The organism is Pseudomonas kurunegalensis, from assembly GCF_030291635.1.
In the GTDB taxonomy this organism is placed as follows: Bacteria; Pseudomonadota; Gammaproteobacteria; order Pseudomonadales; family Pseudomonadaceae; genus Aquipseudomonas; species Aquipseudomonas monteilii.
In genome coordinates this window covers 746,473-772,692 of record NZ_CP127871.1, presented here as the reverse complement: position 1 = coordinate 772,692, position 26,220 = coordinate 746,473, and the positions used below count along the sequence as shown (strand labels likewise).

Annotated in this window: 21 protein-coding genes, 2 tRNA genes and 3 rRNA genes; 7 read left to right on the top strand and 19 right to left on the bottom strand. The window is 60.4% G+C overall.

What is annotated here, in order from left to right:
* The 5 genes from QQ992_RS03455 to QQ992_RS03435 are packed head-to-tail and all read left to right on the top strand — an operon-like array spanning position 1 to position 5,163.
* Positions 1 to 1,020 carry a branched-chain amino acid ABC transporter permease gene (locus tag QQ992_RS03455; protein WP_025754951.1) on the top strand — a complete coding sequence of 340 codons (1,020 nt, stop codon included), beginning with the start codon at positions 1 to 3 and terminating at the stop codon, positions 1,018 to 1,020.
* Positions 1,020 to 1,772, top strand: coding sequence for an ABC transporter ATP-binding protein (locus QQ992_RS03450; RefSeq protein ID WP_012051121.1), 753 nt, complete (start codon positions 1,020 to 1,022; stop codon positions 1,770 to 1,772). The genes QQ992_RS03455 and QQ992_RS03450 overlap by 1 nt, the downstream gene beginning before the upstream one ends.
* Entirely contained in the window at positions 1,772 to 2,467 is a 696-nt protein-coding gene (locus QQ992_RS03445; protein ID WP_016713401.1) for an ABC transporter ATP-binding protein, read from the top strand. The genes QQ992_RS03450 and QQ992_RS03445 overlap by 1 nt, the downstream gene beginning before the upstream one ends.
* A 13-nt stretch (positions 2,468 to 2,480) precedes the next feature.
* Complete coding sequence (locus QQ992_RS03440) at positions 2,481 to 3,758, top strand: Zn-dependent hydrolase (RefSeq protein ID WP_286112222.1); 1,278 nt, start codon at positions 2,481 to 2,483, stop codon at positions 3,756 to 3,758.
* 1 nt (position 3,759) lies between these two features.
* Complete coding sequence (locus QQ992_RS03435) at positions 3,760 to 5,163, top strand: amidase (protein ID WP_286112221.1); 1,404 nt, start codon at positions 3,760 to 3,762, stop codon at positions 5,161 to 5,163.
* On the opposite strand, the gene thiO is transcribed toward QQ992_RS03435, so the two are convergent.
* Genes thiO through QQ992_RS03410 form a run of 5 tightly spaced genes read right to left on the bottom strand, consistent with a single transcriptional unit; the run spans position 5,130 to position 8,005 of the window.
* Positions 5,130 to 6,278 (bottom strand): glycine oxidase ThiO, encoded by a 1,149-nt coding sequence (gene thiO / locus QQ992_RS03430; protein ID WP_286112220.1) that lies wholly within the window; start codon positions 6,276 to 6,278, stop codon positions 5,130 to 5,132. The two genes, QQ992_RS03435 and thiO, sit on opposite strands and share 34 nt — an antisense overlap.
* 54 nt (positions 6,279 to 6,332) lie before the next feature.
* Positions 6,333 to 6,722 carry a type IV pilin protein gene (locus QQ992_RS03425; protein ID WP_019099324.1) on the bottom strand — a complete coding sequence of 130 codons (390 nt, stop codon included), beginning with the start codon at positions 6,720 to 6,722 and terminating at the stop codon, positions 6,333 to 6,335.
* A 1-nt stretch (position 6,723) separates the two neighbouring features.
* Positions 6,724 to 7,188, bottom strand: coding sequence for a hypothetical protein (locus QQ992_RS03420; RefSeq protein ID WP_286112219.1), 465 nt, complete (start codon positions 7,186 to 7,188; stop codon positions 6,724 to 6,726).
* Positions 7,185 to 7,826, bottom strand: coding sequence for a PilW family protein (locus tag QQ992_RS03415; RefSeq protein ID WP_286112218.1), 642 nt, complete (start codon positions 7,824 to 7,826; stop codon positions 7,185 to 7,187). Before QQ992_RS03415 ends, QQ992_RS03420 begins: the two co-directional genes overlap by 4 nt.
* Positions 7,823 to 8,005: a prepilin-type N-terminal cleavage/methylation domain-containing protein gene (locus QQ992_RS03410; RefSeq protein ID WP_025754948.1), complete on the bottom strand. Its 183-nt coding sequence runs from the start codon at positions 8,003 to 8,005 to the stop codon at positions 7,823 to 7,825. The genes QQ992_RS03415 and QQ992_RS03410 overlap by 4 nt, the downstream gene beginning before the upstream one ends.
* Positions 8,006 to 8,114: 109 nt before the next feature.
* On the opposite strand from QQ992_RS03410, the gene QQ992_RS03405 reads away from it, so the two are divergent.
* Positions 8,115 to 8,597 (top strand): GspH/FimT family pseudopilin, encoded by a 483-nt coding sequence (locus tag QQ992_RS03405; RefSeq protein WP_286112217.1) that lies wholly within the window; start codon positions 8,115 to 8,117, stop codon positions 8,595 to 8,597.
* On the opposite strand, the gene ispH is transcribed toward QQ992_RS03405, so the two are convergent.
* The 6 genes from ispH to murJ all read right to left on the bottom strand — a co-directional run bounded on the left by ispH (position 8,598) and on the right by murJ (position 15,933).
* Positions 8,598 to 9,545 carry a 4-hydroxy-3-methylbut-2-enyl diphosphate reductase gene (gene ispH / locus QQ992_RS03400; protein WP_016713410.1) on the bottom strand — a complete coding sequence of 316 codons (948 nt, stop codon included), beginning with the start codon at positions 9,543 to 9,545 and terminating at the stop codon, positions 8,598 to 8,600. It lies immediately after the preceding gene.
* Positions 9,546 to 9,559: 14 nt separating this feature from the next.
* Entirely contained in the window at positions 9,560 to 9,997 is a 438-nt protein-coding gene (fkpB, locus tag QQ992_RS03395) for an FKBP-type peptidyl-prolyl cis-trans isomerase (RefSeq protein WP_016713411.1), read from the bottom strand.
* On the bottom strand, positions 9,990 to 10,505 hold the full coding sequence (lspA, locus tag QQ992_RS03390) for a signal peptidase II (protein ID WP_027615833.1): 516 nt from the start codon (positions 10,503 to 10,505) through the stop codon (positions 9,990 to 9,992). Before lspA ends, fkpB begins: the two co-directional genes overlap by 8 nt.
* Positions 10,498 to 13,329 carry an isoleucine--tRNA ligase gene (gene ileS / locus QQ992_RS03385; protein ID WP_286112216.1) on the bottom strand — a complete coding sequence of 944 codons (2,832 nt, stop codon included), beginning with the start codon at positions 13,327 to 13,329 and terminating at the stop codon, positions 10,498 to 10,500. Before ileS ends, lspA begins: the two co-directional genes overlap by 8 nt.
* The gene (ribF, locus tag QQ992_RS03380) at positions 13,326 to 14,276 is read right to left on the bottom strand and encodes a bifunctional riboflavin kinase/FAD synthetase (RefSeq protein WP_060501367.1); all 951 of its coding nucleotides are present in this window, start codon (positions 14,274 to 14,276) and stop codon (positions 13,326 to 13,328) included. Before ribF ends, ileS begins: the two co-directional genes overlap by 4 nt.
* Positions 14,277 to 14,394: 118 nt before the next feature.
* Positions 14,395 to 15,933 (bottom strand): murein biosynthesis integral membrane protein MurJ, encoded by a 1,539-nt coding sequence (gene murJ, locus QQ992_RS03375; RefSeq protein WP_286112215.1) that lies wholly within the window; start codon positions 15,931 to 15,933, stop codon positions 14,395 to 14,397.
* A 250-nt stretch (positions 15,934 to 16,183) separates the two neighbouring features.
* On the opposite strand from murJ, the gene rpsT reads away from it, so the two are divergent.
* Positions 16,184 to 16,462 (top strand): 30S ribosomal protein S20, encoded by a 279-nt coding sequence (rpsT, locus tag QQ992_RS03370; RefSeq protein WP_003247625.1) that lies wholly within the window; start codon positions 16,184 to 16,186, stop codon positions 16,460 to 16,462.
* 223 nt (positions 16,463 to 16,685) lie between these two features.
* Here rpsT and QQ992_RS03365 read toward each other — a convergent pair whose 3' ends face one another.
* From QQ992_RS03365 to QQ992_RS03330, 8 genes are all read right to left on the bottom strand, one after another.
* Positions 16,686 to 18,986: a PqiB family protein gene (locus QQ992_RS03365; protein WP_025754944.1), complete on the bottom strand. Its 2,301-nt coding sequence runs from the start codon at positions 18,984 to 18,986 to the stop codon at positions 16,686 to 16,688.
* Entirely contained in the window at positions 18,979 to 19,602 is a 624-nt protein-coding gene (locus QQ992_RS03360; RefSeq protein ID WP_119368743.1) for a paraquat-inducible protein A, read from the bottom strand. The genes QQ992_RS03365 and QQ992_RS03360 overlap by 8 nt, the downstream gene beginning before the upstream one ends.
* A complete protein-coding gene (locus QQ992_RS03355) occupies positions 19,589 to 20,248 on the bottom strand; it encodes a paraquat-inducible protein A (RefSeq protein WP_060501360.1) in 660 nt (219 codons plus the stop codon). Before QQ992_RS03355 ends, QQ992_RS03360 begins: the two co-directional genes overlap by 14 nt.
* Before the next feature lie 253 nt (positions 20,249 to 20,501).
* Positions 20,502 to 20,617 (bottom strand): 5S ribosomal RNA (rrf, locus tag QQ992_RS03350).
* Positions 20,618 to 20,751: 134 nt separating this feature from the next.
* A 23S ribosomal RNA gene (locus tag QQ992_RS03345) occupies positions 20,752 to 23,643 on the bottom strand.
* 243 nt (positions 23,644 to 23,886) lie between these two features.
* Positions 23,887 to 23,962 (bottom strand) — tRNA-Ala (locus QQ992_RS03340).
* Between the two features lie 24 nt (positions 23,963 to 23,986).
* Positions 23,987 to 24,063 (bottom strand) — tRNA-Ile (locus tag QQ992_RS03335).
* Positions 24,064 to 24,148: 85 nt separating this feature from the next.
* Positions 24,149 to 25,685, bottom strand: a 16S ribosomal RNA gene (locus QQ992_RS03330).
* Together the 16S, 23S and 5S rRNA genes with 2 tRNA genes alongside form the textbook arrangement of a ribosomal RNA operon.
* Positions 25,686 to 26,220: the final 535 nt, after the last annotated feature.

Below are 26,220 nucleotides of genomic sequence, written 5' to 3'. Positions count from 1 at the left end.
ATGAGCGAGAAAAATCCATTGCCAGTCGCCAAGGGCCGCGCCCCGGCGCTGCTGTTGCTGGTGGTTGCGAGCCTGGTGGCACTGCCACTGTTGCTGCCGTCGGCCACCCTGGCCACCGAGATCCTGATCTTTGCCCTGGCCGCGCTGGCCTGCAACCTGCTGCTCGGCTACACCGGCCTGTTGTCGTTCGGCCAGGGCATCTTCTTTGGCGTGGGTGCCTATGGCGCGGCGCTGCTGATGATCCACCTGCAGTGGGGCATGTTCGCCGCACTGCTGGGGGCTGCCGTGTTCGGCGCCTTTCTGGCATTGCTGGTGGGCGCACTGGCGATTCGCCGCACCGGCATCTACTTCGTCATGCTGACCCTGGCCTTCAGCCAGATGGCCTACTTCCTGGCCTACACCCTCAGTGGCTGGACCGGCGGTGACAACGGCCTGCTCGATGTGCCCCGGCCGAACATCGAAATCGCCGGCCATGTGCTGGTCGACCTGGCCGACCCGCGGCACTTCTATGTGTTTGTCGCGGTGCTGTTCCTGTTGATCTTCGCCGCAGCCCTGCGGGTCATCCGCTCGCCGTTCGGCAGCACCCTGCTGGCCATCCGCGAGAACGAAACCCGCGCCGCCGCCATCGGCTACGACACCCGCCACTTCAAGATTCTGGTGTTCATGCTGTCGGGCGCCATCACCGGTATCGCCGGGGCGCTGTACGCCATGCTGCTGCACTTTGCACCGCTGTCGAACATCGACCTGATGATGAGCGAGAACATCCTGATCATGACCATCGTCGGCGGCACCGGCTCGCTGTTCGGCTCGCTGCTGGGGGCCGGCGCCATCGTGCTGCTGGGCGACGTGCTGTCGGAACTGTGGCCACGCTGGCTGATGCTGCTGGGCGTGATCCTGATTCTGGTGGTGGTGTTCATGCGTGGCGGCCTGTGGGGTGGCCTGGCCGAACTGGGCAAACGCCTGCTGGCCACCCGCAACGCCAACGACAAACCCCAGGCCAAGACCAAGGAGACCCTGTGATGAGCGACTACCTCCTGGAAACCCGCCAGCTAGAGCTGGCCTACGGGCCGTTCAAGGCGGTTGCGGGCGTTGACCTGAAAGTGCGCGCCGGCACCATCCACACCATCATCGGCCCCAACGGCGCCGGCAAGACCAGCCTGTTCCACTGCCTGACCGGCGAGCGCCAGGCCACCGCTGGCAAGATCCTGTTCAACGGCCAGGACATCATCCGCAAGCCATCCCACGGGCGGGTGGCGCTGGGCATGGCCCGTTCGTTCCAGCTCACCAGCCTGTTCCAGAACCTGTCCGTGCGCGAAAACCTGCGCCTGGCCGCCCAAGGCCGTGATGGCCTGGGCGCGCTCAACTTCTGGCGCAGTGTCGAGCACAAGCGCAGCCACTGGAACACCGCCGACCAGGTGCTGGAGCGCCTGAAACTGAGCGCCCGCGCCGAAACCCTGGCCGGTGAGCTGTCGCACGGCCAGCAACGGGTACTGGAAGTGGGCATGTCGATCTGCGCCAAGCCGACCCTGCTGATGCTCGACGAGCCCACCTCGGGCATGGGTATCGACGACATCCCGGTAATGACCGACCTGATCAGCGACCTTGGCCGCGACCATACCGTGCTGCTGATCGAGCACAACATGAGCATCGTCATGTCGATCAGCCAGCGCATCACGGTGATGAGCCACGGCCAGATTCTGGTCGAGGGTACCCCTGAACAAGTGCGCAACGACGAGCGCGTACGCACCGCTTACCTTGGAGAGGCCGCCTGATGCTCAACGTCGATTCGATCCACGCTTACTACGACAAGAGCCATGTGCTCGAAGGGGTTTCGCTCAAGGTCGAGGCCGGCGAGCTGGTAACCCTGCTTGGGCGCAACGGTGCGGGTAAGACCACCACCTTGCGCAGCATCCTCGGCATCGTCCGCCCACGGCAAGGGCAGATCAGCTTCAACGGCCAGCCGCTGGTGGGCCGCGAAATTTTCGATATCGCCCGGCTCGGCATTGCCCTGGTGCCCGAACACCGCGGCATCTTCCGCCAGCTCAGCGTCGAGGAGAACCTGAAAATTGCCGTGCGCAAAACCAGCCGCTGGCAGCTGGAAGACGTCTACAGCATGTTCCCACGGCTCAAGGAGCGGCGCCGCAATGGTGGTTTCGCGCTGTCCGGTGGCGAGCAGCAGATGCTGGCCATCGCCCGCGCCCTGCTCAACGGCCCCAAGCTGCTGATCCTCGATGAACCCACCGAAGGCCTGGCCCCGGTGATCGTCGACGAGCTGGTGAAGATCCTGCGGCGCATCAAGGACGAGGGCCTGTCGATCCTGCTGGTGGAACAGAACCTGATGGTCTGCGATGCCCTTGCCGACCGCCATTACGTGCTGGAGCAGGGCCGGGTCGCTTACCAGGGCAGCGCGGCGCAGTTCCGTGAGGACCCGAGCATCAAGAACCGTTACCTGGCCCTGAGCGCCTGAAAGGAGAACGCCCATGAACACCCGTATCGATCCCTCACAGCACCTGCTCGGCCAAGGTTCGCAGGTCAACCGCGAGCGCCTGTGGCAATCGCTGATGGACCTGGCCCTGCTCGGCGCCACCGCCAAGGGCGGCGTATGCCGCCTGGCGCTGACCGACCTCGACCGCCAGGCCCGCGACCTGTTCGTGCGCTGGTGCGAAGAAGCCGGCTGCACCGTCAGCATCGACGCCATCGGCAACATCTTCGCCCGCCGCCCCGGCCGCAACCCTGCCCTGCCCCCCGTGATGACCGGCAGCCACATCGACACCCAACCCACCGGCGGCAAGTTCGATGGCTGCTATGGCGTCATGGCTGGCCTCGAAGTGATCCGCACCCTGAACGATCTCGACCTGACCACCGAGGCGCCCTTGGAAGTGGTGGTGTGGACCAACGAAGAAGGCTCGCGCTTCCCGCCCTGCATGATGGGCTCGGGTGTGTTCGCCGGTAAGTTCGGCCTGCAGGAAACCCTCGAAAAGGTCGACGACCAGGGCCTGTCGGTCGGCGCCGAGCTGCAGCGCATTGGTTACGCCGGCCCGCGTGTGCCCACCGGACATGCCGTCGGTGCCTACTTCGAAGCACATATCGAGCAGGGCCCGGTGCTGGAGGACCAGCGCACCACCATCGGTGTTGTCCAGGGCTGCCTGGGCCAGAAATGGTTCGATCTGGTGCTGACCGGTGTCGAGGCCCATGCCGGCCCCACCCCGATGCACCTGCGCAAGGACGCCCTGGTTGGTGCGGCCGAGGTGGTGGCTGCGGTCAACCGCGTGGCCCACGCCCACCAGCCGCATGCCTGCGGCACAGTCGGCTGCCTGACCCTGCACCCGGGCTCGCGCAACGTCATCCCCGGCCAGGTGCACATGACCATCGACTTGCGCCACCTCGACCCTGGGCACCTCGCTGCCATGGTGAACGAAGTACGCACGGCCATCGAAAGCAGCACGGCCAGGCACGGGCTGAGCTATCAGCTGACCCCGACCGCTGACTTCCCGCCACTGTATTTCGCCGAGCAGTGCGTGGACGCCGTGCGCCAGGGCGCACGCACGCTGGGCCTGAGCCATATGGATATCGTCAGTGGTGCCGGTCACGATGCCATCTTCCTCGCCGAGCTGGGCCCGGCCGGGATGATCTTCGTGCCATGCGAGGGTGGCATCAGCCACAACGAAATCGAAAATGCCGCGCCGCAAGACCTGGCCGACGGCTGTGACGTCCTGCTGCGTGCCATGTTCCAGGCCGCCAACCCGGGAGCCCGTTGAGATGACCCAGAAAACCGCGTTGGGTGAGTTCACCGCCGTCGAATTGCTCGAACTGTACCAGCGCCGTCAGCTGTCGCCGGTCGAGGTGGTCGACGACGTGTTAGCGCGCATCGACCTGCACAACCCGGCGGTCAACGCCTTCTGCCATGTCGACGGTGAAGGTGCTCGCGCCGCCGCCCGCGCCAGCGAGCAGCGCTGGCAACGGGGCGAGCCCTGTGGCCGGCTGGATGGCGTACCCGCCTCGATCAAGGACCTGACCCTGACCCGTGGCATGCCCACCCGCAAGGGGTCACGCACCACCTCCGGCGCAGGGCCGTGGGACGTCGATGCCCCCTTCACCGCGTTCATGCGTGAAGCCGGTGCAGTGCTGGTGGGCAAGACCACCACGCCAGAGTTCGGCTGGAAGGGGGTGACAGACAACCCGCTGTACGGCATCACCCGCAATCCCTGGGATACAAGGCTGACTGCCGGAGGCTCGTCGGGGGGAGCTGCGGCCGCCGCTGCACTGAACCTCGGGGTGCTGCACCAGGGTAGCGATGCCGGCGGCTCGATTCGTATCCCGTGCGCGTTTACCGGCACCTTCGGCATCAAACCGACTTTCGGCTATGTGCCGCAATGGCCGGCCAGCGCCATGACCGTGCTGTCGCACCTGGGGCCGATGACGCGCACCGTAGACGACGCGGTACTGATGCTCGACTGCGTCGCCCGCCCCGATGCCCGTGACGGGCTGGCCGGTGCACCACGGCAGGCGCCGTGGATGGGCCAGCAGCAAGACCTGAGCGGCCTGCGCATCGCTTACAGTGCCAACTTCGGTTACGTGCAGGTCGACCCGCAAATCCAGGCACTGGTGGCGCAAGCAGTGCAGCGCCTGGCACGGCTGGGCGCGCAGGTGGAAGAGGTGGACCCAGGGTTCAACGCCCCGCTGGAAACCTTCAATACCCTGTGGTTTGCCGGCGCGGCGCGGTTGGCCAGTGCCTTGAGCGATGAACAGCGAGCGTTGCTTGACCCCGGGCTACGCTGGATTGCCGAGCAAGGCGCCAAGATCGGCCTTGCCGAATACACCCAGGCGCTGGAGGCACGGGCGGCGCTGATTGCGCAGATGAATGCCTTCCACCAGCGCTATGACGTGCTGGTATCGCCGATGCTGCCGCTGGTGGCATTCGAAGCCGGGCACAACGTGCCGCCTGGGTCGGGGATGGCGCAGTGGATGGAGTGGACGCCGTTCAGCTATCCCTTCAACCTGACCCAGCAGCCAGCGGCTTCGGTGCCTTGTGGGTTTACCCGCGAAGGATTGCCGGTGGGGCTGCAGGTGGTGGCCGGGCGCTTTGCCGATGAGCAGGTGCTGCGGGTGTGCAAGGTGTATGAGCAGCATTACCCGAGCCGGCACTTGCAGGCACCGCGTTGACATTCTGGGGCTGCTTTGCAGCCCAAGCGCCCTTCTGGCGCATACGGCGCCGGGTCGATGATAGGCTCGGCCCCGGTCAACAGGTCGGTGAACAACTGGCACGAAGCCGGCGCCAGCACCAGCCCGTTGCGGTAATGGCCGCAGTTCAGCCACAACCCCGCATGCCCTGGCACCGGCCCGATATACGGAATGCCTTCCGGCGACCCCGGCCGCAGCCCCGCCCAATGCCCAACCACGGTGGCCCCCTCAAGCTCTGGCAACAACTCCACCGCCGACGCCTTCAGGCTTTCCAGCGCATCCCCGGTCGGGGTTTTGTCATACCCGGCATGTTCCAGCGTACTGCCCACCAGAATGTGTCCATCCCGCCGCGGGATCGCATAGCGCCCTTTGGCCAGCACCATGCTCGGCAGGAAGTCTTCGGCACACTTGAACAAAATCATCTGACCCTTCACCGGTTCCACCGGCAGCTCAAGGCCAAGGGTACGCAAGAGGTCGCCACTCCAGGCGCCCGCACTGAGCACCACCTCATCCGCCGCCAGCACGCCATCAGCCGTCTGCACACCGGTCACACGCCCGTCTTGCTGAACGAAGCCGGTGATCTGACAGTGTTCGCGCAGGGTTACGTTCGGCAGCGCCAGCAACGCCGCCTTCAGCGACTTGACCAAGCGCGGGTTGCGCACATTGGCCACACCCGCCATGTAGATGGCGCGCTTGAAGCCCGGGCCCAGCACCGGCACCGCATCATAGGCCGCCGAGATATCCACGGCACTTAGCGGCCGCTGTTCGCGCTTGGCCCAGGCCAGCGCTTCGGCCTCGTCGTCCAGGTCCAACCAGTACAGGCCGGTGGTGTGCACTTCGGGGTCGACGCCGGTGCTGGCGAACAAACGCTCGCCCAGCTGTGGATAAAAGTCCTGCGACCAGTGCGCCAGGGCGGTCACCGCCGGGCTGTAGCGCCACGGGTACAGCGGCGAAACAATGCCGCCACCGGCCCACGATGACTCACGGCCGACCTCGCCCTGGTCACACACCACCACCTGCCCGACCTTCGCCGCCAGGTTGAACGCCGTCAGCAGGCCGATGACCCCGCCGCCGACCACCACTACTTGCTTGCTCATCTGTCGATCCAACACCTGAAGTAAAACCGCGATGCACGGGGCATCATTCAATCTTCAGCTTCCCCAGCAATGCGCGCCGTGTTCAACAGCACCCGGATTGCGCTGCACACCGGCCTGGTCAAGCTGGAAGTCGCCACAGCCATCCTGCGCCATCAGCCCATGCGGCAGCCGCCGGGCGCGCAGCGTGAAGGTGTCGCTGTCGCGCTGGGCCTGCAGGCTGTAATAGCGGGTGCCGTCGGGCAAGGCCGGGTCGCCTTCGGCGTATTGGCCGGTGCGCACGCGGTGACGCTCCAGGCGCAGGGCGGCATCGTGCAGCAGGCCAACCACTTCGCTGCGCGCGGCTCGCCGAAGCTGGTCGCTGTAACTGGGGTAGGCAATGGCTGCCAGAATGCCGGTCACGGCCAGCACAATCAACAACTCGATCAGGCTCAAGCCTTGCTGCATGTCAGTCTCCTCTCAGTCTTTGGCGCCAGGTGATGCGTTGGATTGTGTCGCCGGCCACGGCGTAGACGGCTTCCAGCACCTGCCGGGCTTGTGCTTGCTGGCTGACGGCGGTTACCCGGTACAACGCAACTGGCTGCCCTTCCGGCATGTACGCAACGCGCTTGCTCATGCCTAGATGCTGGACCTGGAAGTAGCCGCTTTTGCTGCGCTGCCACTGCCCAGTCAAATCGTGCGGGTGTGGCGGGGGCAGGCACATCTGGCATTTGCCTGGAGATGCCCGCAGCAGTTCATCTGCCCCGGCCTGCAACGTGGCCTCTGCCTCTTCGAACGCCAGCAGGCCATCGCGCAGGTAGCCGGCCATTCGCGTCTCCACCAAGGCATCACGCAAGGCAGAGGCTGTCAGCAAGCCGAGCAGCAGGCTCAGTACCAACGCCAACAGCAGCACGACACCGCGTTGACGCTTCATGGCCCCGGCACCCGATTGCGCAGCGCCACGCTCAGTTCATGGCGCTGTTCCAATTTGAGCGTGGGGTCGTACAACATCAGCGTGATGTCTACCCTCTCCCCCTGCGGCGTTTGCACACGTTCGAAGCGCGCCTCTCGCACATTCTCGACCAGCGGTTGGAAGTTGCCTTTTCGCTTGAACCTCAGCTTATTGTCATGGAACTGATAGACGTACTGGCTGATGGGGAACGTCAGTGGGTAACCCTCTACTGTTTTTTCATCCACGCGCACTTTTTCGATGCAGTCCGTCTGCAAAACCCAGTCACCGTTGCCAGTTTTTCCTGACAACTCCGCCACAACCAGGCTGAGGGTAGTGGCTTCAACCTCCAGGGGGCGGGCGAAAGCCTGCCGCGCAGCCGGGTCCTCAAAGTCGTCAGGTTTAATCCGCAGGCAACCGAACATCCCTGCCATGCGGATATCCTGCGCCATGCGCAGCAAAGCAAGTCGTGCCTCATCCTGCATGCGCACTGCCGTACTTTGCAGACGCCAGGTCTGGTGTGCAGAGGTAAAGAGCTGGCTGGCCGCTGCCAGTAGCATCAATCCGATGGCCAGCGCCATCACCATCTCAAGCAGACCGAACCCAATCTGGCGGCGCCTCATCGCCGCCTCCGCTCATGCTCGCTGTGCACCGCCATCGCGGCCTGCCCATCACGACGTGCGCCGTCCGCAGCCTGCAATGCCTGCAACTGCATCGCTGCCGTTGCGAACATGCCCACGGCCACAACCACGACTGCCAACAACACTTCCAGGAGCGTCATGCCCCGTTGCCTTGCGTGCATCCCTGCACCTCCCGCGACTTTTCCCGCAATAGCCCTGAACCGGGCCGACTAGACGGCTTGGCCGATGAACCTGAAGCTATAGCCAAGCACTTCCAGGGAGGAATGCACGGTGAAGCAACGTGGCGTAACACTGATTCAAATGTTGTCGGCCTTGGCCGTGGCCGTCTTGATGACACAGCTCGGTATGCCGGCTTACGCCAGAATGACTGATGACCTACACAGGGCAGCAGCTGCCCGAGATTTGGCGCAGGCACTGCGCAGTGCTCGCAGCCATGCGCTGCTGCAGGGCCAGAACGTGCTGGTCCAGAGCGTTGAGAGCGATTGGGGAAAAGGATGGCGTGTGTTGCTGGAGCACAATAAGCAGGTATTGCGCGAACAACGTCTTTCAAGGCCCATAAGGATCATGGCCAATACAGGCGATCAGATCAGGTTCGGCGCACTGGGTGTCCCACTGGGCAAGACAGGAGGCACGCTGGAGCTCTGCGAGAAAAGCGCCGCAACCAGCTTAACTCAGGTGGTAATGGCTTCCACCGGGCGAATCAGACTGCGCACAGGTGAACCGGAAAAGGTTTCCCTGTGCGCAGGCCATTGATCAGATCAGCGAACGAACCCGCAGTTCTTTTGGCATCGAGAACGTGATGTTCTCTTCCCGCCCATCCAGCTCTTCAGCACCAGTAGCGCCCCAGGCCTTGAGCTGCTCGATCACGCCACGCACCAGCACTTCTGGGGCAGAAGCACCGGCGGTGATGCCGATTCGAGCGGCCTGGTCGAACCAACCTTGTTGCAGGTCTTCAGCACCGTCGATCAGGTAAGCCGGGGTGCCCATACGCTCGGCCAGCTCGCGCAAGCGGTTGGAGTTGGAGCTGTTCGGGCTGCCCACCACCAGCACCACGTCGCATTCACCGGCCAGTTGCTTCACGGCATCCTGGCGGTTCTGGGTGGCGTAGCAGATGTCGTCCTTGCGCGGGCCACCGATGTTCGGGAAGCGTGCACGCAGGGCGTCGATGACGCGGCTGGTGTCGTCCATCGACAACGTGGTCTGGGTCACGAAGGCCAGGTGGTCCGGGTCGCGCACCTGCAACTTGGCCACATCCTCTTCGTCTTCGACGAGGTAGATGGAGCCACCGTTGCTGGCGTCGTACTGGCCCATGGTGCCTTCGACTTCCGGGTGCCCTTCGTGGCCGATGAGAATGCACTCACGGCCGTCGCGGCTGTACTTGGCCACCTCGATATGCACCTTGGTCACCAGCGGGCAGGTGGCATCGAACACTTTCAGGCCACGGCCTGCCGCTTCCTGGCGCACAGCCTGGGAAACACCGTGGGCACTGAAGATGACGATGACATCGTCCGGCACCTGGTCCAGCTCTTCGACGAAGATGGCACCGCGGTTGCGCAGGTCTTCCACCACGAACTTGTTGTGCACCACTTCGTGTCGCACATAGATCGGCGGGCCGAAAACTTCCAGCGCGCGGTTGACGATCTCGATCGCCCGGTCGACCCCCGCGCAGAAGCCGCGAGGGTTGGCGAGTTTGATTTGCATGCTCGGCTCCAGGCTTACAGGGCCTTCACCCCGAGGATCTCCACCTCGAAGGTCAGGGTCTTGCCAGCCAGTGGGTGATTGAAGTCGATGGTCACCTGGTCGTCATCGAACGCTTTGACCACACCCGGCAGCTCGGTGTTGGCGGCGTCGTTGAAGATGATCAGCAGCCCTTCGGACAGCTCCATGCCTTCGAAGTTGGACCGCGGCATGACTTGCACGTTTTGCGGGTTGGGCTGGCCGAAGGCGTTCTCCGGGGCCACCACCACAGTACGCTTGTCACCGGCCTTGAAGCCGAACAGCGCATTTTCGAAACCTGGCAGCAGGTTGCCGTCGCCCACCTTGAAGGTGGCCGGGGCCTTGTCGAACGTGCTGTCGACGGTGTCGCCGTTTTCCAGGTGCAGCGCGAAGTGCAGGGTGACTTCGGTGTTCTGGCCGATACGGGTGTCAGTCATGGACCGGATCCTCGGACTTCTTGCTCTTGAACATATCCAGCGCCAGCATCACCGCACCAACGGTAATGGCACTGTCGGCCAGGTTGAAGGCCGGGAAGTAATGGCGGTTCTGCCAGTGCACCAGGATGAAGTCGACCACATGGCCCAGCACGACGCGGTCGTACAGGTTGCCGATCGCGCCACCTAGCACCAGCGACAGCGCCACAGCCAGCCAGGTCTCGTTGCGCCCCAGGCGCTTGAGCCACACCACCAGCACCGCACTGACCACCACGGCGATCAGGGCGAACAGCCAGCGCTGCCAGCCCGAGCTTTCCGCCAGGAAGCTGAAGGCGGCGCCAGTGTTGTAGGCCAAGGTCCAGCTGAAGTAGTCCGGGATGACGACAATCTGCTGGTACATGGTCAAGGCATTGTTGAAATACAGCTTGGTGGCCTGGTCGAGGACCAGGACCAGCAAGCTCAGCCAAAGCCATGCAAGGCGCCCGAAGCGCCCCACTGCCGGGTTAGGCATAGTGACGCACCTCGCCCGAACCGCTCAGGTTGTCGACGCAACGGCTGCAGATTTCCGGGTGCTCCGGGTGGCTGCCGACGTCGGCGCGGAAGTGCCAGCAACGGCCGCACTTGGCGTGACCGGACTTGACCACTTTCAGCTTGAGGCCTTCGACTTCGGTGGCCACAGCATCCGCTGGCGCCTGCACGAACGGCACCACGCTGGCGGCCGACGTGATCAGCACGAAGCGCAGTTCGTCGCCCAGCTTGCCCAGGTCGGCGCTCAGGCCTTCGTCGGCGTACAGGGTGACTTCGGCCTGCAGGTTGCCGCCGATGACCTTGGCGGTACGCTGGTTTTCCAGCTCCTTGTTGACCGAGGCCTTCACTGCCATCACGCGGTCCCAGTAGGCGCGGTCCAGCTCGGTGCCTTCCGGCAGTTCGCTCAGGCCCTGGTACCAGCCGTTGAGCATCACCGACTCGTTGCGCTCGCCCGGCAGGTACTGCCAGATTTCATCGGCGGTGAAGGCCAGGATCGGCGCGATCCAGCGCACCAGCGCTTCGCTGATGTGGTACAGCGCGGTCTGGCAGGAACGGCGGGCGACACTGTTGGCGCCGGTGGTGTACTGGCGGTCCTTGATGATGTCGAGGTAGAAGCCGCCCAGCTCCTGCACGCAGAAGTTGTGCACCTTGGAGTAGACGTTCCAGAAACGGTACTCGCTGTAGTGTTCTTCCAGCTCGCGTTGCAGCAACAGGGTGCGGTCCACGGCCCAGCGGTCCAGTGCCAGCATGTCTTCCGGGGCCAGCAGGTCGCGGGCCGGGTCGAAGCCGGACAGGTTGGACAGCAGGAAGCGTGCGGTATTGCGGATACGGCGGTAGGCGTCGGCGCTGCGCTGCAGGATCTGCTCGGAAACCGCCATTTCACCGGAGTAGTCGGTAGCGGAAACCCACAGACGCAGGATGTCGGCACCCAGGGTGTTGTTGACCTTCTCCGGCTCGATGGTGTTACCCAGCGACTTGGACATCTTGCGACCGTTCTCGTCCACGGTGAAGCCGTGGGTCAGCAGCTCGCGGTAAGGCGCATGGTTGTCGATGGCGCAACCGGTCAGCAAGGAAGAGTGGAACCAGCCACGGTGCTGGTCGGAACCTTCCAGGTACAGGTCGGCGCGCGGGCCGGTGGCATGGCCGATGTCGTGCGAGCCACGCAGTACGTGCCAGTGGGTGGTGCCCGAGTCGAACCACACGTCGAGGGTGTCGGCGATCTTGTCGTACTGGTCGGCTTCAGCGCCCAGCAGCTCGGCAGCGTCCAGCTTGAACCAGGCTTCGATGCCTTCCTGTTCGACGCGCTTGGCCACCGCTTCCATCAGCTCGACGGTGCGCGGGTGCAGCTCGCCGGTTTGCTTGTGCAGGAAGAACGGGATCGGTACACCCCAGTTGCGCTGACGCGAGATGCACCAGTCCGGGCGGTTGGCGATCATCGAATGCAGACGCGCCTGGCCCCAGGCCGGTACGAACTTGGTCTCTTCGATGGCCTTCAGCGCGCGCTCACGCAGCGGCTCGCCAGTGGAAGGCTGCTTGTCCATGCCCACGAACCACTGCGCGGTGGCGCGGTAGATCAGCGGGGTCTTGTGGCGCCAGCAGTGCATGTAGCTGTGGCTGATGGTTTCGGTGTGCATCAACGCACCGACTTCGCTCAGCTTCTCGACGATGGCCGGGTTGGCCTTCCAGATGAACTGGCCGCCGAAGAATGGCAGCGAGTCCACGTACACACCGTTGCTCTGCACCGGGGTGAGGATGTCGTCATTGACCATGCCGTAGCGCTTGCAGGTGACGAAGTCGTCTTCACCGTAGGCTGGCGCCGAGTGCACCACGCCGGTACCGGCGCCCAGCTCGACGTAGTCAGCCAGGTAGATCGGCGACAGGCGGTCGTAGAACGGGTGGCGGAAATTGATCAGCTCCAGGGCCGAACCTTGCGCGGTAGCGATAACCGAGCCTTCCAGGTTGTAGCGCTTGAGGCACGACTCGACCAGCTCTTCTGCCAGCACCAGCAGGCGCTCACCGGTATCGACCAAGGCGTATTTGAACTCCGGGTGGATGTTCAGCGCCTGGTTGGCCGGGATGGTCCACGGGGTGGTGGTCCAGATCACGATGGCGGCTGGCTTGGCCAGCGCATCCAGGCCGAAAGCAGCGGCCAGCTTGGCCTCGTCGGCAACCGGGAAGGCCACGTCGATGGTCTGGGATTTCTTGTCGGCGTACTCGACCTCGGCCTCGGCCAGCGCCGAACCGCAATCGAAGCACCAGTTCACAGGCTTGAGGCCCTTGAACACGAAGCCTTGCTTGACCATTTCGGCCAGAGCGCGGATTTCGCCGGCCTCGTTGGCGAAGTTCATGGTCTTGTAAGGGTTGTCCCAGTCACCCAGCACACCCAGGCGGATGAACTCGGTCTTCTGCCCTTCGATCTGCTCGGCAGCATACTCGCGGCACAGCTCGCGGGTGCGGTCGGCGGACAGGTGCTTGCCGTGGGTTACCTCGACCTTGTGCTCGATCGGCAGACCATGGCAGTCCCAGCCCGGCACGTACGGCGCATCGAAGCCGGCCAGGGTCTTGGAACGGACGATCATGTCCTTGAGGATCTTGTTCAGCGCATGACCGATGTGAATCTTGCCGTTGGCATAGGGCGGGCCGTCGTGCAGGACGAACTTGGGACGATCCTTGCCAATTTCGCGCAGCTTCTGGTACAGGCCAATGCTGTCCCAGCGCTGCAGGATCTGCGGTTCGCGCTGAGGCAGGCCGGCCTTCATGGGGAAGGCGGTGTCCGGAAGGTTAAGCGTGGCTTTGTAGTCGGTCATTTCAGGCTCTTCGTTAGCGGTTGAGCGTGCCAATGTGCACGTGCGGCGGCGATATCCGCATCGATCGCCGACTTCAGCGCCTCCAGGGAGGCGAATCGCTGCTCTTCACGCAGCTTGTGGTGGAACTCCACCGTCAGGCGCCGGCCGTAAAGGTCGCCGGCATAATCCAGCAGATGAATCTCCAGGTGCGGGCGCCCATCACCGGCAACGGTTGGGCGCACGCCGATATTGCCGACACCCGGCCAGGCCTTGCCGTCGATCTCGATGCTGGCCAGGTAGACCCCGGACAGCGGCACGCGGCGGCGCTTGAGCTGGATGTTGGCGGTAGGTGTGCCAAGCTGGCGGGCCAGCTTCTGGCCATGCAGCACGCGGCCGGTGATGCTGTACGGGCGGCCCAGCAGGTGCTCGGCCAGCTCGAAGTTGCCCTCGGACAGCGCTTTGCGCACTTCGGTGCTGCTGACCCGCAGGCCGTCCTGGATCACCGTATTGGCGGCCTCGACGGTGAAGCCGTACTGCTTGCCGGCCTCGACCAGGAAGGCGAAGTCACCGGCGCGGTCACAGCCAAAGCGGAAGTCGTCACCCACTTCAAGGTGACGCACACCCAGGCCGTCAACCAGGATGGCCTTGACGAAGGCATCGGCGCTGAGCTTGCTCAGCCGCTGGTTGAACGCCAGGCACAGCACCCGGTCGATACCCTCGGCGGCCAGTAGCTCGACCTTGTCGCGCAGGCGTGCCAGACGCGCCGGTGCGGTATCGGGGGCAAAATACTCGCGCGGTTGCGGTTCGAAGATCACCACACAGGTCGGCAGGCCCAACGCCTGGCCGCGCTCGCGCAGGCGCGCCAGGATTGCCTGGTGGCCGCGGTGAACCCCGTCGAAGTTGCCAATGGTGGCGACACAGCCCCGGTGCTCGGGGCGCAGGTTGTGAAGACCTCGAACCAGCTGCATAACGCGCTTCTTGCTCATAAAGTGGCCGATTATAACCACACCCGGGCGCTGGTGACAGGCAGCAGCGCCCAAGGGCGGCGTGGAATGTGAAAAACCGACGCCTGACCCGTCCGAAGCCTCAGTGCAGGGCCTTGCGGGCGAAATGCCGGGGCCGGAAGCCGCACAGGTACAGGCAGCCGAAATACGTCACGACACCTGCCAGGATCAACGCCCCAAGCCGCAGGAAGCGCTCCAACATGATGCCCTGCTCCCAGGCCGGCATATAGTGCATGCCTGCCAGCAGTACAGCCGACATCAGCGTCACCGCCAAAACCAGCTTGAGCAGGAACACTGCCCAGCCTGGCTGCGGCTGGAACAACTGCTGACTGCGCAGCTTCCAGAACAGCAAGCCGGCATTCAGGCAGGCACCCAGGCTGATCGCCAATGCCAGGCCGGCATGCGCAAGCGGGCCGACCAAGGCAAGGTTGAACAACTGGGTACAGACCAGGGTGAATATCGCGATTTTCACTGGCGTGCGGATATTCTGCTGCGCATAGAAGCCGGGTGCCAGTACCTTGACCAGAATGATCGCCAGCAAGCCTACGGAATACGCCATCAGCGCCCGCTGCGTCATGGCCGCATCAAACGCACTGAACTTGCCATATTGAAAGAGCGCAACGGTCAGTGGCTCGGCAAGAATGGCCAATGCCAGGGTGCACGGCAGCACCAGGAGGAAGCACAGGCGAAGGCCCCAGTCGAGAATCCGCGAGTATTCCTCGCGGTCCTTGTTGGCGTAGGTCTTGGCCAGGGTCGGCAGCAAGATGGTGCCCAGGGCCACGCCCAACACGCCCGAGGGCAGCTCCATGAGGCGGTCGGCGTAGTACATCCACGACACCGAGCCGGCCACCAGGAAGGAGGCGAAGATGGTGTTGATGATCAGCGAAATCTGGCTTACCGAAACCCCGAGAATCGCCGGCAGCATCTGCTTCAGCACCCGCCATACACCCGCGTCCTTGAGGTTCAGGCGCGGCAGCACGAGCATGCCGATCTTTCTCAGCGCTGGCAGCTGGTACAGCAACTGCGCCAGGCCACCGGCCAGCACACCCCAGGCCAAAGCCATGATCGGCGGGTCGAAGTACGGCGTCAGCAGCACGGCGAAGGCGATCATCGCCACGTTCAGCAGGGTTGGGGTGAAGGCGGGTACCGAAAAACGGTTCCAGGTATTGAGGATCGCCCCGGCCAGTGAAGACAGCGAGATCAGCAATATATAAGGAAAAGTCACCCGCAACAGCGCAGTGGTCAGCTCGTATTTTTCCGCGCTGTCGACAAAGCCCGGGGCTGTCGCCCACACCACCCACGGCGCCGCGAGGATGCCGATGGCAGTCACCAAGGCCAGGACCAAGGTCAAAAGACCGCTGACATAAGCGATAAAGGTGCGCGTCGCTTCCTCGCCTTGCTGGGTCTTGTATTCAGCCAGAATCGGCACGAACGCTTGGGAGAACGCACCTTCGGCAAAGATGCGTCGCAGCAGGTTGGGCAGCTTGAACGCGATAAAGAAGGCATCAGTGGCAACGCCAGCACCAAAGATGCGGGCCAGGATGGTGTCGCGAACAAAGCCCAGCACCCGCGAAATCATGGTGATCGAGCTTACTGCAGCCAGGGATTTGAGCAGGTTCATCGAAAAGATTCACGCCAATGACAGAGGACGCTGCCAGACAGCGTCCGAATGTGCGATACTCCCGCGCCTTCGCAGGGGAGCCAAAAATTCCCGAGTGTACAGGTCGCGCAGCAGAAAGGAATCTTTCCCGCTTGTTGGCGCACCGCTCGGCGGAACCTTGCAGGTGGCCTTGACATCCGGTCGACTGATCGGCATGATTCGCGGCCTATTTTGTTTGCTATTTACCTAAAGTCTTTCGAGGAGCTCGACGGTGGCCAACACACCTTCCGCCAAGAAACGTGCAAAACAGGCTGAGAAGCGTCGCAGCCACAACGCCAGCCTGCGTTCCATGGTCCGCACCTACATCAAGAATGTAGTTAAAGCCATCGACGCAAAAGACGCCGAAAAAGCGCAAGCCGCTTACGTTCTGGCTGTACCTGTAATCGACCGTATGGCCGACAAAGGTATCATCCACAAGAACAAGGCTGCTCGTCACAAAGGCCGTCTGAATGGCCACATCAAGGCGCTGAAAGAAGCTGCAGCTGCCTAAGCGACGTGCTAGTCGAAAAGCCGACCCTAGGGTCGGCTTTTTGTTGCCTGTGATTTGTATACCAGCGCCGACCCGCCTTGTGTAGGAGCGGCCTTGTGTCGCGATCGGGCTGCACAGCAGCCCCAGCAATATCAGCGTAGAGGCTAATACCGAGGGGCCGCTGCGCAGCCCGATCGCGACACAAGGCCGCTTCTACACAAAGCAGGGCGGCGTTGCCCTCGGGTTACTTGGCGATCTGAATCTTCGGCGCCCACTGCAGCCATTCATCCTCGGCCTTGTCGAACAAGGCGAAGGTCTGCTGTGGCCGAGCCGGGTTACCCATTTGCTCGCCATCTGGCGTAGCGAACGCGATACCACCGTCGATCAGGGTTTCCACCGACTCGGTACGCACCGTAGCCCCCTTGAACAGCCCCCAGTCGAAACCGAAGCCACTGCTGTTCCAGAAGCGGCTACCACTGCGCACCAAAGCCGCATAGCGTGGCTCGATAAGGATATGGATCAGCACGCGGTCGGCATTCTGGCCCAGCTCAAAGCCCGTCACCTTCCCCACCGCCACCTCACGGTAGGTCACCGGCACACCGGGCTTGATCGAGCCGCGGCGTGGCGCACTGAGCGTCAATGGCAAACCGACCTCTGGCCCCGCCACCTGCGGCGCATCAGCCAAGGCGATGAAATCGCGCTGCGGGCCACGGTCCTTGGCCGCCGGCTGCACTTCCAGGTACTGGCCGCCCACGAGGGTGTCGAGGTTTTCGGTGCGTACCAGGCCCAAAGCCGGCTTGACCACCCAGAACTGCGTCCCGACACGGGCGATACGGTCGGCCGACTCGGTAATGCGAGCGCGCAGAAGCACCGCCTGCAGGTCATCGGTGAGGTCGACGCTTTCGATACTGCCCACATCCAGGCCACGGAAGCGGATCGCCGTGCCCGGCTTCAGGCCATCTGCCCGGTCAACGCGGATGGTAATCAAGGTACCCGCGCGGTTTACCGCCTCTTGGCTATCATGCAGGCGGAAACGTGGAATATGGCGCTTGAGCGCCACATCGGGCCGCGGCGTGTCGAAGGCGATACCACCGGCCATCAGCGTTTGCAGCGACTCACTCTTGATCTTGATGCCCGACAGGCCGCCCGTCAGGGTGATACCACTGACGTTCCAGAAGCGCGACGAACCGTTGACCAGCTTCTCGTACTCCTTCTCGATGTGTACCCCGATGAGGATGCGGTTGCTGTTACGGGCGAACTGGTAGCTCTGCACGCTGCCCACCTTCACCTGGCGGTACATTACCGGGCTGCCGATTTCCAGCGAACCCAGGGTGTCGGCGAACAAGACCATGTGCAGGCCCGGCGCCTTGAGGTCGAGCGGCGGCGCCTTGGCGCGGGCCTCGAACTCACGCTCGGGCCGTGCGCCCTTCTCGCCCGGGCGAATGGCGATGTAGTTACCTTTGACCAACGCCTCAAGGCCGGTGATACCCGCCAGGGAAATCGACGGTTTGACCACCCAGAACTGCGTGCCTTCGACCAGGTAGTCCTCGGTCAGCGGGTCCAGCGTCAGCTCCGCTGATGCACTGGCCAGGTTGTCCTCCATCTTCAGGGCTTTCAGCGAGCCCACCTGGATGCCCTTGTACATGACCGGCGTGCGACCTGCCTGCAGGCCTTCATAGTCGCTCAGCTTCACTTTGACGCGGATACCGGCCTGGGCTGCATCGAAGTCTTCATACAGACGGAACGGCAGGCTCGGGTCGGTGGGCGGGCTGTCCTTGCGGTACTCCGGCGTGGCAAAAGCGATACCACCGGCCACGATGCTCGACAGCGACTCGCTGCGCACCTTAACACCCGAAAGCGAAGCATCGATGCTGACGCCACTGGCGTTCCAGAAACGCGTGTGCTTGCGCACCAGGCTGGCGTAGGCTGGCTCGATGAAGACTTTGACCTCTACAGTGCTCTGGTCCTCGGACAAGCGGTAGCTTTTTACGCGGCCAACCTGGATCTGCTTGTAGAACACCGGGCTGTCACGGTTGAGCGAGCCCAGCCTGTCGGCCTTGAGCGTCAGATGCAGGCCCGGCTCCGTGTCCGAGAGCGGTGGTGCCACCTTCAATGCGGTGAAGCGCTTGGTGCGCTCCCCCTCCCCCGGGCTAACGGCGATGTAGTTACCCGATACCAATGTTTCAAGACCGGAAATACCCGCCAGGCTGACACTCGGCTTCACCAGCCAGAAGCGCGTGCCTTTGGTCAGGTGAGGCTCGGCGGCCTTGTTCATCTCGATGGTAGCGATCACGCCCTGGTTGTCGCCCTTGGCGTCGAGCACCAGGCTCACCACCTTGCCAACCGGCATGCCCTTGTAGATCACCTCAGTCTTGTTGGCGACGATGCCCTCGCCTGACTCGAAACGGACTTCAATTTGCACACCGGCATCACGGTAGGCTTGCCACGCGAGCCAGCCACCGATCATCAAGGCGATCAAAGGCAGGATCCAGATGGCCGACCAGTTCGAGGCTGGGCGGGTTTTAGCCGTTGGCAGGTCACTCATGGTCGTCATCCGACTCCGTGTTATCCCAAATCAGTCGGGGATCGAAAGTTAAAGCGGCAAGCATTGTCAGGATCACCACAGTTGCGAAGGCGACAGCGCCCAGGTTGGCTTCGACACTGGCTATTCGGCCGAAATTCACCACCGCCACCAAAATGGCAATGACAAAGATATCCAGCATGGACCAGCGCCCAATGAATTCGATAAAGCGGTACATCAAAATCCGTTGTCGGGCAGACAGCGGTTGCCGGCGCTGAACGGAGTACAGCAGCAAGCCAATACCCACCAGCTTGAATGTGGGCACCAGGATACTGGCAATGAACACCACAGCCGCGATGGGCACCATACCGTGCTTGAGCAGCGTGATGACGCCGGACATGATCGTGTCAGGGCTGCCCTGACCGAGCGTACTCACGGTCATGATCGGCAGCATGTTGGCCGGGATGTACAGGATCGATGCAGCAATCAGTAGCGCCCAGGTGCGCACGATGCTGTTCGGCCGGCGCGCATGCACGATGGCGCCGCAACGCGTACAGGTCTGTGAAGTACTGTCGGGCGCTTGCCGGTTCAGCTCGTGACATTCATTGCAGACAAGAATGCCCGCATCAATCGCCCGCATGCAGGTCCTCCCCCGATAGCGCACTCCAGATCTGGTGAGGTGACATCACCACTTCGAGCCACACCTGGATCAATAGCAGGCTGATGAAGCAGAACAGGCCCAGGCCCACCGTCAATTCGGCCAGGTCCACCAACTTGACGATGGCCACCAGCACACCCATGAAATAGACCTCGAGCATGCCCCAGTCACGCAGGTGGTGATAGATGCGGTAGAACAGCAGGCCGAAGTTACGCCCCATATTCAGGCGAATGCTCAGCAGCACTGCCAACTGGCAAAGCAGTTTTGCCAGGGGGATGGCCATGCTACACAGGAAAACCACCACGGCTACGCCGCGCATTCCTGAGTTGTACAGGCCCAGCACACCACTCCAGACGGTGTCGTCCGAAGTCTGGCCAAGCAGATGCAGCTGCATGATTGGCAGGAAATTGGCTGGCACGAAAAGCAACAGGGCGGTCAGCACCAAGGCCAGGCTGCGGTTGACCACATTGTGCCGGTGAGCGTAGAGCTCGTAGCCGCAGCGCGGGCATTGGGCTTTTTCGTCGTGCTGGAGCACGGGCTTGCGCAGCAGCAGGTCGCATTCGTGACAGGCGACAAGCTCGTCCAGCGGCAACTGGGCCAGGGTTTCAGGTTCGACAGGGTTTGGCATATAGCGCTTCTGAATAGGTGCGTGGGCCTATTCTAGTGTTCTGGCTCGAATTGTGGGAGGGAGACCTGTGGGAGCGGCTTTAGCCGCGAAGCAAGCGACGCGGAGGATGGCACCGGCTTTGCCGGTGTTCGCGGCTAAAGCCGCTCCTACAGGGATCTGGGCAAGGCCGAGACTTGCGTGAGAGCTTGGCTTTTTCGGGCCATAAAGACAAAACCCCTACCTGCATGTGCAGATAGGGGTTTTGCGAAATGAATCTTGACGATGACCTACTCTCACATGGGGAAACCCCACACTACCATCGGCGATGCATCGTTTCACTGCTGAGTTCGGGATGGGATCAGGTGGTTCCAATGCTCTATGGTCGTCAAGAAATTCTGTTGCCAGAAGATCCAGATGGATACTCTAGCGAATTCGGATATGTGAATTTGTGGTTGCGAACTTTCGGTTCGTATCATCTTCACCACCACAATTCGGCTCTGACGCGCAAATTGCTTGGGTGTTATATGGTCAAGCCTCACGGGCAATTAGTATTGGTTAGCTCAACGCCTCACAGCGCTTACACACCCAACCTATCAACGTCGTAGTCTTCGACGGCCCTTTAGGGGATTCAAGATCCCAGTGAGATCTCATCTTGAGGCAAGTTTCCCGCTTAGATGCTTTCAGCGGTTATCTCTTCCGAACATAGCTACCCGGCAATGCCACTGGCGTGACAACCGGAACACCAGAGGTTCGTCCACTCCGGTCCTCTCGTACTAGGAGCAGCCCCTCTCAAATCTCAAACGTCCACGGCAGATAGGGACCGAACTGTCTCACGACGTTCTAAACCCAGCTCGCGTACCACTTTAAATGGCGAACAGCCATACCCTTGGGACCGGCTTCAGCCCCAGGATGTGATGAGCCGACATCGAGGTGCCAAACACCGCCGTCGATATGAACTCTTGGGCGGTATCAGCCTGTTATCCCCGGAGTACCTTTTATCCGTTGAGCGATGGCCCTTCCATACAGAACCACCGGATCACTAAGACCTACTTTCGTACCTGCTCGACGTGTTTGTCTCGCAGTCAAGCGCGCTTTTGCCTTTATACTCTACGACCGATTTCCGACCGGTCTGAGCGCACCTTCGTACTCCTCCGTTACTCTTTGGGAGGAGACCGCCCCAGTCAAACTACCCACCATACACTGTCCTCGATCCGGATAACGGACCTGAGTTAGAACCTCAAAGTTGCCAGGGTGGTATTTCAAGGATGGCTCCATGAGAACTGGCGTCCCCACTTCAAAGCCTCCCACCTATCCTACACAAGCAAATTCAAAGTCCAGTGCAAAGCTATAGTAAAGGTTCACGGGGTCTTTCCGTCTAGCCGCGGATACACTGCATCTTCACAGCGATTTCAATTTCACTGAGTCTCGGGTGGAGACAGCGCCGCCATCGTTACGCCATTCGTGCAGGTCGGAACTTACCCGACAAGGAATTTCGCTACCTTAGGACCGTTATAGTTACGGCCGCCGTTTACCGGGGCTTCGATCAAGAGCTTCGCTTGCGCTAACCCCATCAATTAACCTTCCGGCACCGGGCAGGCGTCACACCCTATACGTCCACTTTCGTGTTTGCAGAGTGCTGTGTTTTTAATAAACAGTCGCAGCGGCCTGGTATCTTCGACCGGCATGGGCTTACGGAGCAAGTCCTTCACCCTCGCCGGCGCACCTTCTCCCGAAGTTACGGTGCCATTTTGCCTAGTTCCTTCACCCGAGTTCTCTCAAGCGCCTTGGTATTCTCTACCTAACCACCTGTGTCGGTTTGGGGTACGGTTCCCAGTTATCTGAAGCTTAGGAGCTTTTCTTGGAAGCATGGTATCAACCACTTCGTCGCCTAAAGGCAACTCGTCATCAGCTCTCGGCCTTGAAATCCCGGATTTGCCTAAGATTTCAGCCTACCACCTTAAACCTGGACAACCAACGCCAGGCTGGCCTAACCTTCTCCGTCCCTCCATCGCAATAACTGGAAGTACAGGAATATTAACCTGTTTTCCATCGACTACGCTTTTCAGCCTCGCCTTAGGGACCGACTAACCCTGCGTCGATTAACGTTGCGCAGGAAACCTTGGTCTTTCGGCGTGCGAGTTTTTCACTCGCATTGTCGTTACTCATGTCAGCATTCGCACTTCTGATACCTCCAGCAAGCTTCTCAACTCACCTTCACAGGCTTACAGAACGCTCCTCTACCGCATCATCATAAGATGATACCCGTAGCTTCGGTGCATGGTTTGAGCCCCGTTACATCTTCCGCGCAGGCCGACTCGACTAGTGAGCTATTACGCTTTCTTTAAAGGGTGGCTGCTTCTAAGCCAACCTCCTAGCTGTCTAAGCCTTCCCACATCGTTTCCCACTTAACCATGACTTTGGGACCTTAGCTGACGGTCTGGGTTGTTTCCCTTTTCACGACGGACGTTAGCACCCGCCGTGTGTCTCCCATGCTCGGCACTTGTAGGTATTCGGAGTTTGCATCGGTTTGGTAAGTCGGGATGACCCCCTAGCCGAAACAGTGCTCTACCCCCTACAGTGATACATGAGGCGCTACCTAAATAGCTTTCGAGGAGAACCAGCTATCTCCGAGCTTGATTAGCCTTTCACTCCGATCCACAGGTCATCCGCTAACTTTTCAACGGTAGTCGGTTCGGTCCTCCAGTCAGTGTTACCTAACCTTCAACCTGCCCATGGATAGATCGCCCGGTTTCGGGTCTATACCCAGCGACTAAACGCCCTATTAAGACTCGCTTTCGCTACGCCTCCCCTATTCGGTTAAGCTCGCCACTGAATATAAGTCGCTGACCCATTATACAAAAGGTACGCAGTCACCTAACAAGTAGGCTCCCACTGCTTGTACGCATACGGTTTCAGGTTCTATTTCACTCCCCTCTCCGGGGTTCTTTTCGCCTTTCCCTCACGGTACTGGTTCACTATCGGTCAGTCAGTAGTATTTAGCCTTGGAGGATGGTCCCCCCATATTCAGACAAAGTTTCTCGTGCTCCGTCCTACTCGATTTCATTGACAAGAGATTTTCGTGTACGGGGCTATCACCCACTATGGCCGCACTTTCCAGAGCGTTCCACTAATCTCAAATCAACTTAAGGGCTGGTCCCCGTTCGCTCGCCACTACTAAGGGAATCTCGGTTGATTTCTTTTCCTCAGGGTACTTAGATGTTTCAGTTCCCCTGGTTCGCCTCTTGCACCTATGTATTCAGTACAAGATACTCAGCTTATGCTGAGTGGGTTCCCCCATTCAGAGATCTCTGGATCACAGTCTGTTTGCCGACTCCCCAAAGCTTATCGCAGGCTACCACGTCTTTCATCGCCTCTGACTGCCAAGGCATCCACCGTATGCGCTTCTTCACTTGACCATATAACCCCAAGCAATCTGGTTATACTGTGAAGACGACATTCGCCGAAAATTCGCATTTCGCTCATTACTGAGCAGAACTCACAAATTTTACCTTAGCCTGATTTCCAGCAGTGAAACTGGTCATCAGTCTATATCTATCACATATCCGAATTTTTAAAGAACGATCTGACAAAAGTCAGAAATCAACATTCAAACTGAATGCTCATTTCTAAGTTCTGACAAGCTACTGTTACTGCGTAAGTGGTGGAGCCAAGCGGGATCGAACCGCTGACCTCCTGCGTGCAAGGCAGGCGCTCTCCCAGCTGAGCTATGGCCCCGTATTCTACGGCTTTACCATGTAATGGTAGGTCTGGGCAGATTTGAACTGCCGACCTCACCCTTATCAGGGGTGCGCTCTAACCAACTGAGCTACAGACCTATAACAGGGTTGCGTTACAGCATCGTCTTTTACAATGAATCAAGCAATTCGTGTGGGAGCTCATCAGCAGGCTGATGTCGTCGATTAAGGAGGTGATCCAGCCGCAGGTTCCCCTACGGCTACCTTGTTACGACTTCACCCCAGTCATGAATCACACCGTGGTAACCGTCCTCCCGAAGGTTAGACTAGCTACTTCTGGTGCAACCCACTCCCATGGTGTGACGGGCGGTGTGTACAAGGCCCGGGAACGTATTCACCGCGACATTCTGATTCGCGATTACTAGCGATTCCGACTTCACGCAGTCGAGTTGCAGACTGCGATCCGGACTACGATCGGTTTTGTGAGATTAGCTCCACCTCGCGGCTTGGCAACCCTCTGTACCGACCATTGTAGCACGTGTGTAGCCCAGGCCGTAAGGGCCATGATGACTTGACGTCATCCCCACCTTCCTCCGGTTTGTCACCGGCAGTCTCCTTAGAGTGCCCACCATAACGTGCTGGTAACTAAGGACAAGGGTTGCGCTCGTTACGGGACTTAACCCAACATCTCACGACACGAGCTGACGACAGCCATGCAGCACCTGTGTCAGAGTTCCCGAAGGCACCAATCCATCTCTGGAAAGTTCTCTGCATGTCAAGGCCTGGTAAGGTTCTTCGCGTTGCTTCGAATTAAACCACATGCTCCACCGCTTGTGCGGGCCCCCGTCAATTCATTTGAGTTTTAACCTTGCGGCCGTACTCCCCAGGCGGTCAACTTAATGCGTTAGCTGCGCCACTAAAATCTCAAGGATTCCAACGGCTAGTTGACATCGTTTACGGCGTGGACTACCAGGGTATCTAATCCTGTTTGCTCCCCACGCTTTCGCACCTCAGTGTCAGTATCAGTCCAGGTGGTCGCCTTCGCCACTGGTGTTCCTTCCTATATCTACGCATTTCACCGCTACACAGGAAATTCCACCACCCTCTACCGTACTCTAGCTTGCCAGTTTTGGATGCAGTTCCCAGGTTGAGCCCGGGGCTTTCACATCCAACTTAACAAACCACCTACGCGCGCTTTACGCCCAGTAATTCCGATTAACGCTTGCACCCTCTGTATTACCGCGGCTGCTGGCACAGAGTTAGCCGGTGCTTATTCTGTCGGTAACGTCAAAACAGCAAGGTATTAGCTTACTGCCCTTCCTCCCAACTTAAAGTGCTTTACAATCCGAAGACCTTCTTCACACACGCGGCATGGCTGGATCAGGCTTTCGCCCATTGTCCAATATTCCCCACTGCTGCCTCCCGTAGGAGTCTGGACCGTGTCTCAGTTCCAGTGTGACTGATCATCCTCTCAGACCAGTTACGGATCGTCGCCTTGGTGAGCCATTACCCCACCAACTAGCTAATCCGACCTAGGCTCATCTGATAGCGCAAGGCCCGAAGGTCCCCTGCTTTCTCCCGTAGGACGTATGCGGTATTAGCGTTCCTTTCGAAACGTTGTCCCCCACTACCAGGCAGATTCCTAGGCATTACTCACCCGTCCGCCGCTGAATCAAGGAGCAAGCTCCCGTCATCCGCTCGACTTGCATGTGTTAGGCCTGCCGCCAGCGTTCAATCTGAGCCATGATCAAACTCTTCAGTTCAATACTGCTTGGGTTTTTAAGAAACCCTAAACTTGGCTCAGCAATCTCAAATGACTATGTGATTTCTCGCATGGTCACTTGTGATGCTGATAATCTTTTTGACTACCAGTCCGTACTCACAAGCACCCACACGAATTGCTTGATTCGATTTGTTAAAGAGCGTTTGGTTAAGAGCTTTTCGTCTCAACCGAGGCGCGCATTCTACGCCTTCCTCAGAGCCTGTCAAGCGTTTATTTTGAAGTTTTTTTGCGAGAAACTCGTTTAGCTTCAAACACTTGGCTCGCTGCGATCTCTCGTAGCGGGAGGCGAATCATACAGCGTTTAAAACCGCTGTCAACCACCATTTCAACCGCTTGCGATCATTCGATCGTAGCCCTTTCAACTCCACCTTAACTAGTTAACCCGTTGAATACCAAGGAGTTTTTCGTTCCGATGTCGCTGGAAGTGGGGCGCATTATAAGGGGATTCGAAAGCGCGTCAACCCTTAATTTCAAGAAACTTTAATATCGCTGAAAAACAAAGCGGGGAGGCCTAC

Excerpts from the sequence above, each read along its gene's own strand:
- QQ992_RS03455 (WP_025754951.1), top strand. The coding sequence starts at position 1 with ATGAGCGAGAAAAATCCATTGCCAGTCGCCAAGGGCCGCGCCCCGGCG.
- QQ992_RS03450 (WP_012051121.1), top strand. The coding sequence starts at position 1,020 with ATGAGCGACTACCTCCTGGAAACCCGCCAGCTAGAGCTGGCCTACGGG.
- QQ992_RS03445 (WP_016713401.1), top strand. The coding sequence starts at position 1,772 with ATGCTCAACGTCGATTCGATCCACGCTTACTACGACAAGAGCCATGTG.
- QQ992_RS03440 (WP_286112222.1), top strand. The coding sequence starts at position 2,481 with ATGAACACCCGTATCGATCCCTCACAGCACCTGCTCGGCCAAGGTTCG.
- QQ992_RS03435 (WP_286112221.1), top strand. The coding sequence starts at position 3,760 with ATGACCCAGAAAACCGCGTTGGGTGAGTTCACCGCCGTCGAATTGCTC.
- thiO (WP_286112220.1), bottom strand. The coding sequence starts at position 6,278 with ATGAGCAAGCAAGTAGTGGTGGTCGGCGGCGGGGTCATCGGCCTGCTG.
- QQ992_RS03425 (WP_019099324.1), bottom strand. The coding sequence starts at position 6,722 with ATGCAGCAAGGCTTGAGCCTGATCGAGTTGTTGATTGTGCTGGCCGTG.
- QQ992_RS03420 (WP_286112219.1), bottom strand. The coding sequence starts at position 7,188 with ATGAAGCGTCAACGCGGTGTCGTGCTGCTGTTGGCGTTGGTACTGAGC.
- QQ992_RS03415 (WP_286112218.1), bottom strand. The coding sequence starts at position 7,826 with ATGAGGCGCCGCCAGATTGGGTTCGGTCTGCTTGAGATGGTGATGGCG.
- QQ992_RS03410 (WP_025754948.1), bottom strand. The coding sequence starts at position 8,005 with ATGCACGCAAGGCAACGGGGCATGACGCTCCTGGAAGTGTTGTTGGCA.
- ispH (WP_016713410.1), bottom strand. The coding sequence starts at position 9,545 with ATGCAAATCAAACTCGCCAACCCTCGCGGCTTCTGCGCGGGGGTCGAC.
- fkpB (WP_016713411.1), bottom strand. The coding sequence starts at position 9,997 with ATGACTGACACCCGTATCGGCCAGAACACCGAAGTCACCCTGCACTTC.
- lspA (WP_027615833.1), bottom strand. The coding sequence starts at position 10,505 with ATGCCTAACCCGGCAGTGGGGCGCTTCGGGCGCCTTGCATGGCTTTGG.
- ileS (WP_286112216.1), bottom strand. The coding sequence starts at position 13,329 with ATGACCGACTACAAAGCCACGCTTAACCTTCCGGACACCGCCTTCCCC.
- ribF (WP_060501367.1), bottom strand. The coding sequence starts at position 14,276 with ATGCAGCTGGTTCGAGGTCTTCACAACCTGCGCCCCGAGCACCGGGGC.
- murJ (WP_286112215.1), bottom strand. The coding sequence starts at position 15,933 with ATGAACCTGCTCAAATCCCTGGCTGCAGTAAGCTCGATCACCATGATT.
- QQ992_RS03365 (WP_025754944.1), bottom strand. The coding sequence starts at position 18,986 with ATGAGTGACCTGCCAACGGCTAAAACCCGCCCAGCCTCGAACTGGTCG.
- QQ992_RS03360 (WP_119368743.1), bottom strand. The coding sequence starts at position 19,602 with ATGCGGGCGATTGATGCGGGCATTCTTGTCTGCAATGAATGTCACGAG.
- QQ992_RS03355 (WP_060501360.1), bottom strand. The coding sequence starts at position 20,248 with ATGCCAAACCCTGTCGAACCTGAAACCCTGGCCCAGTTGCCGCTGGAC.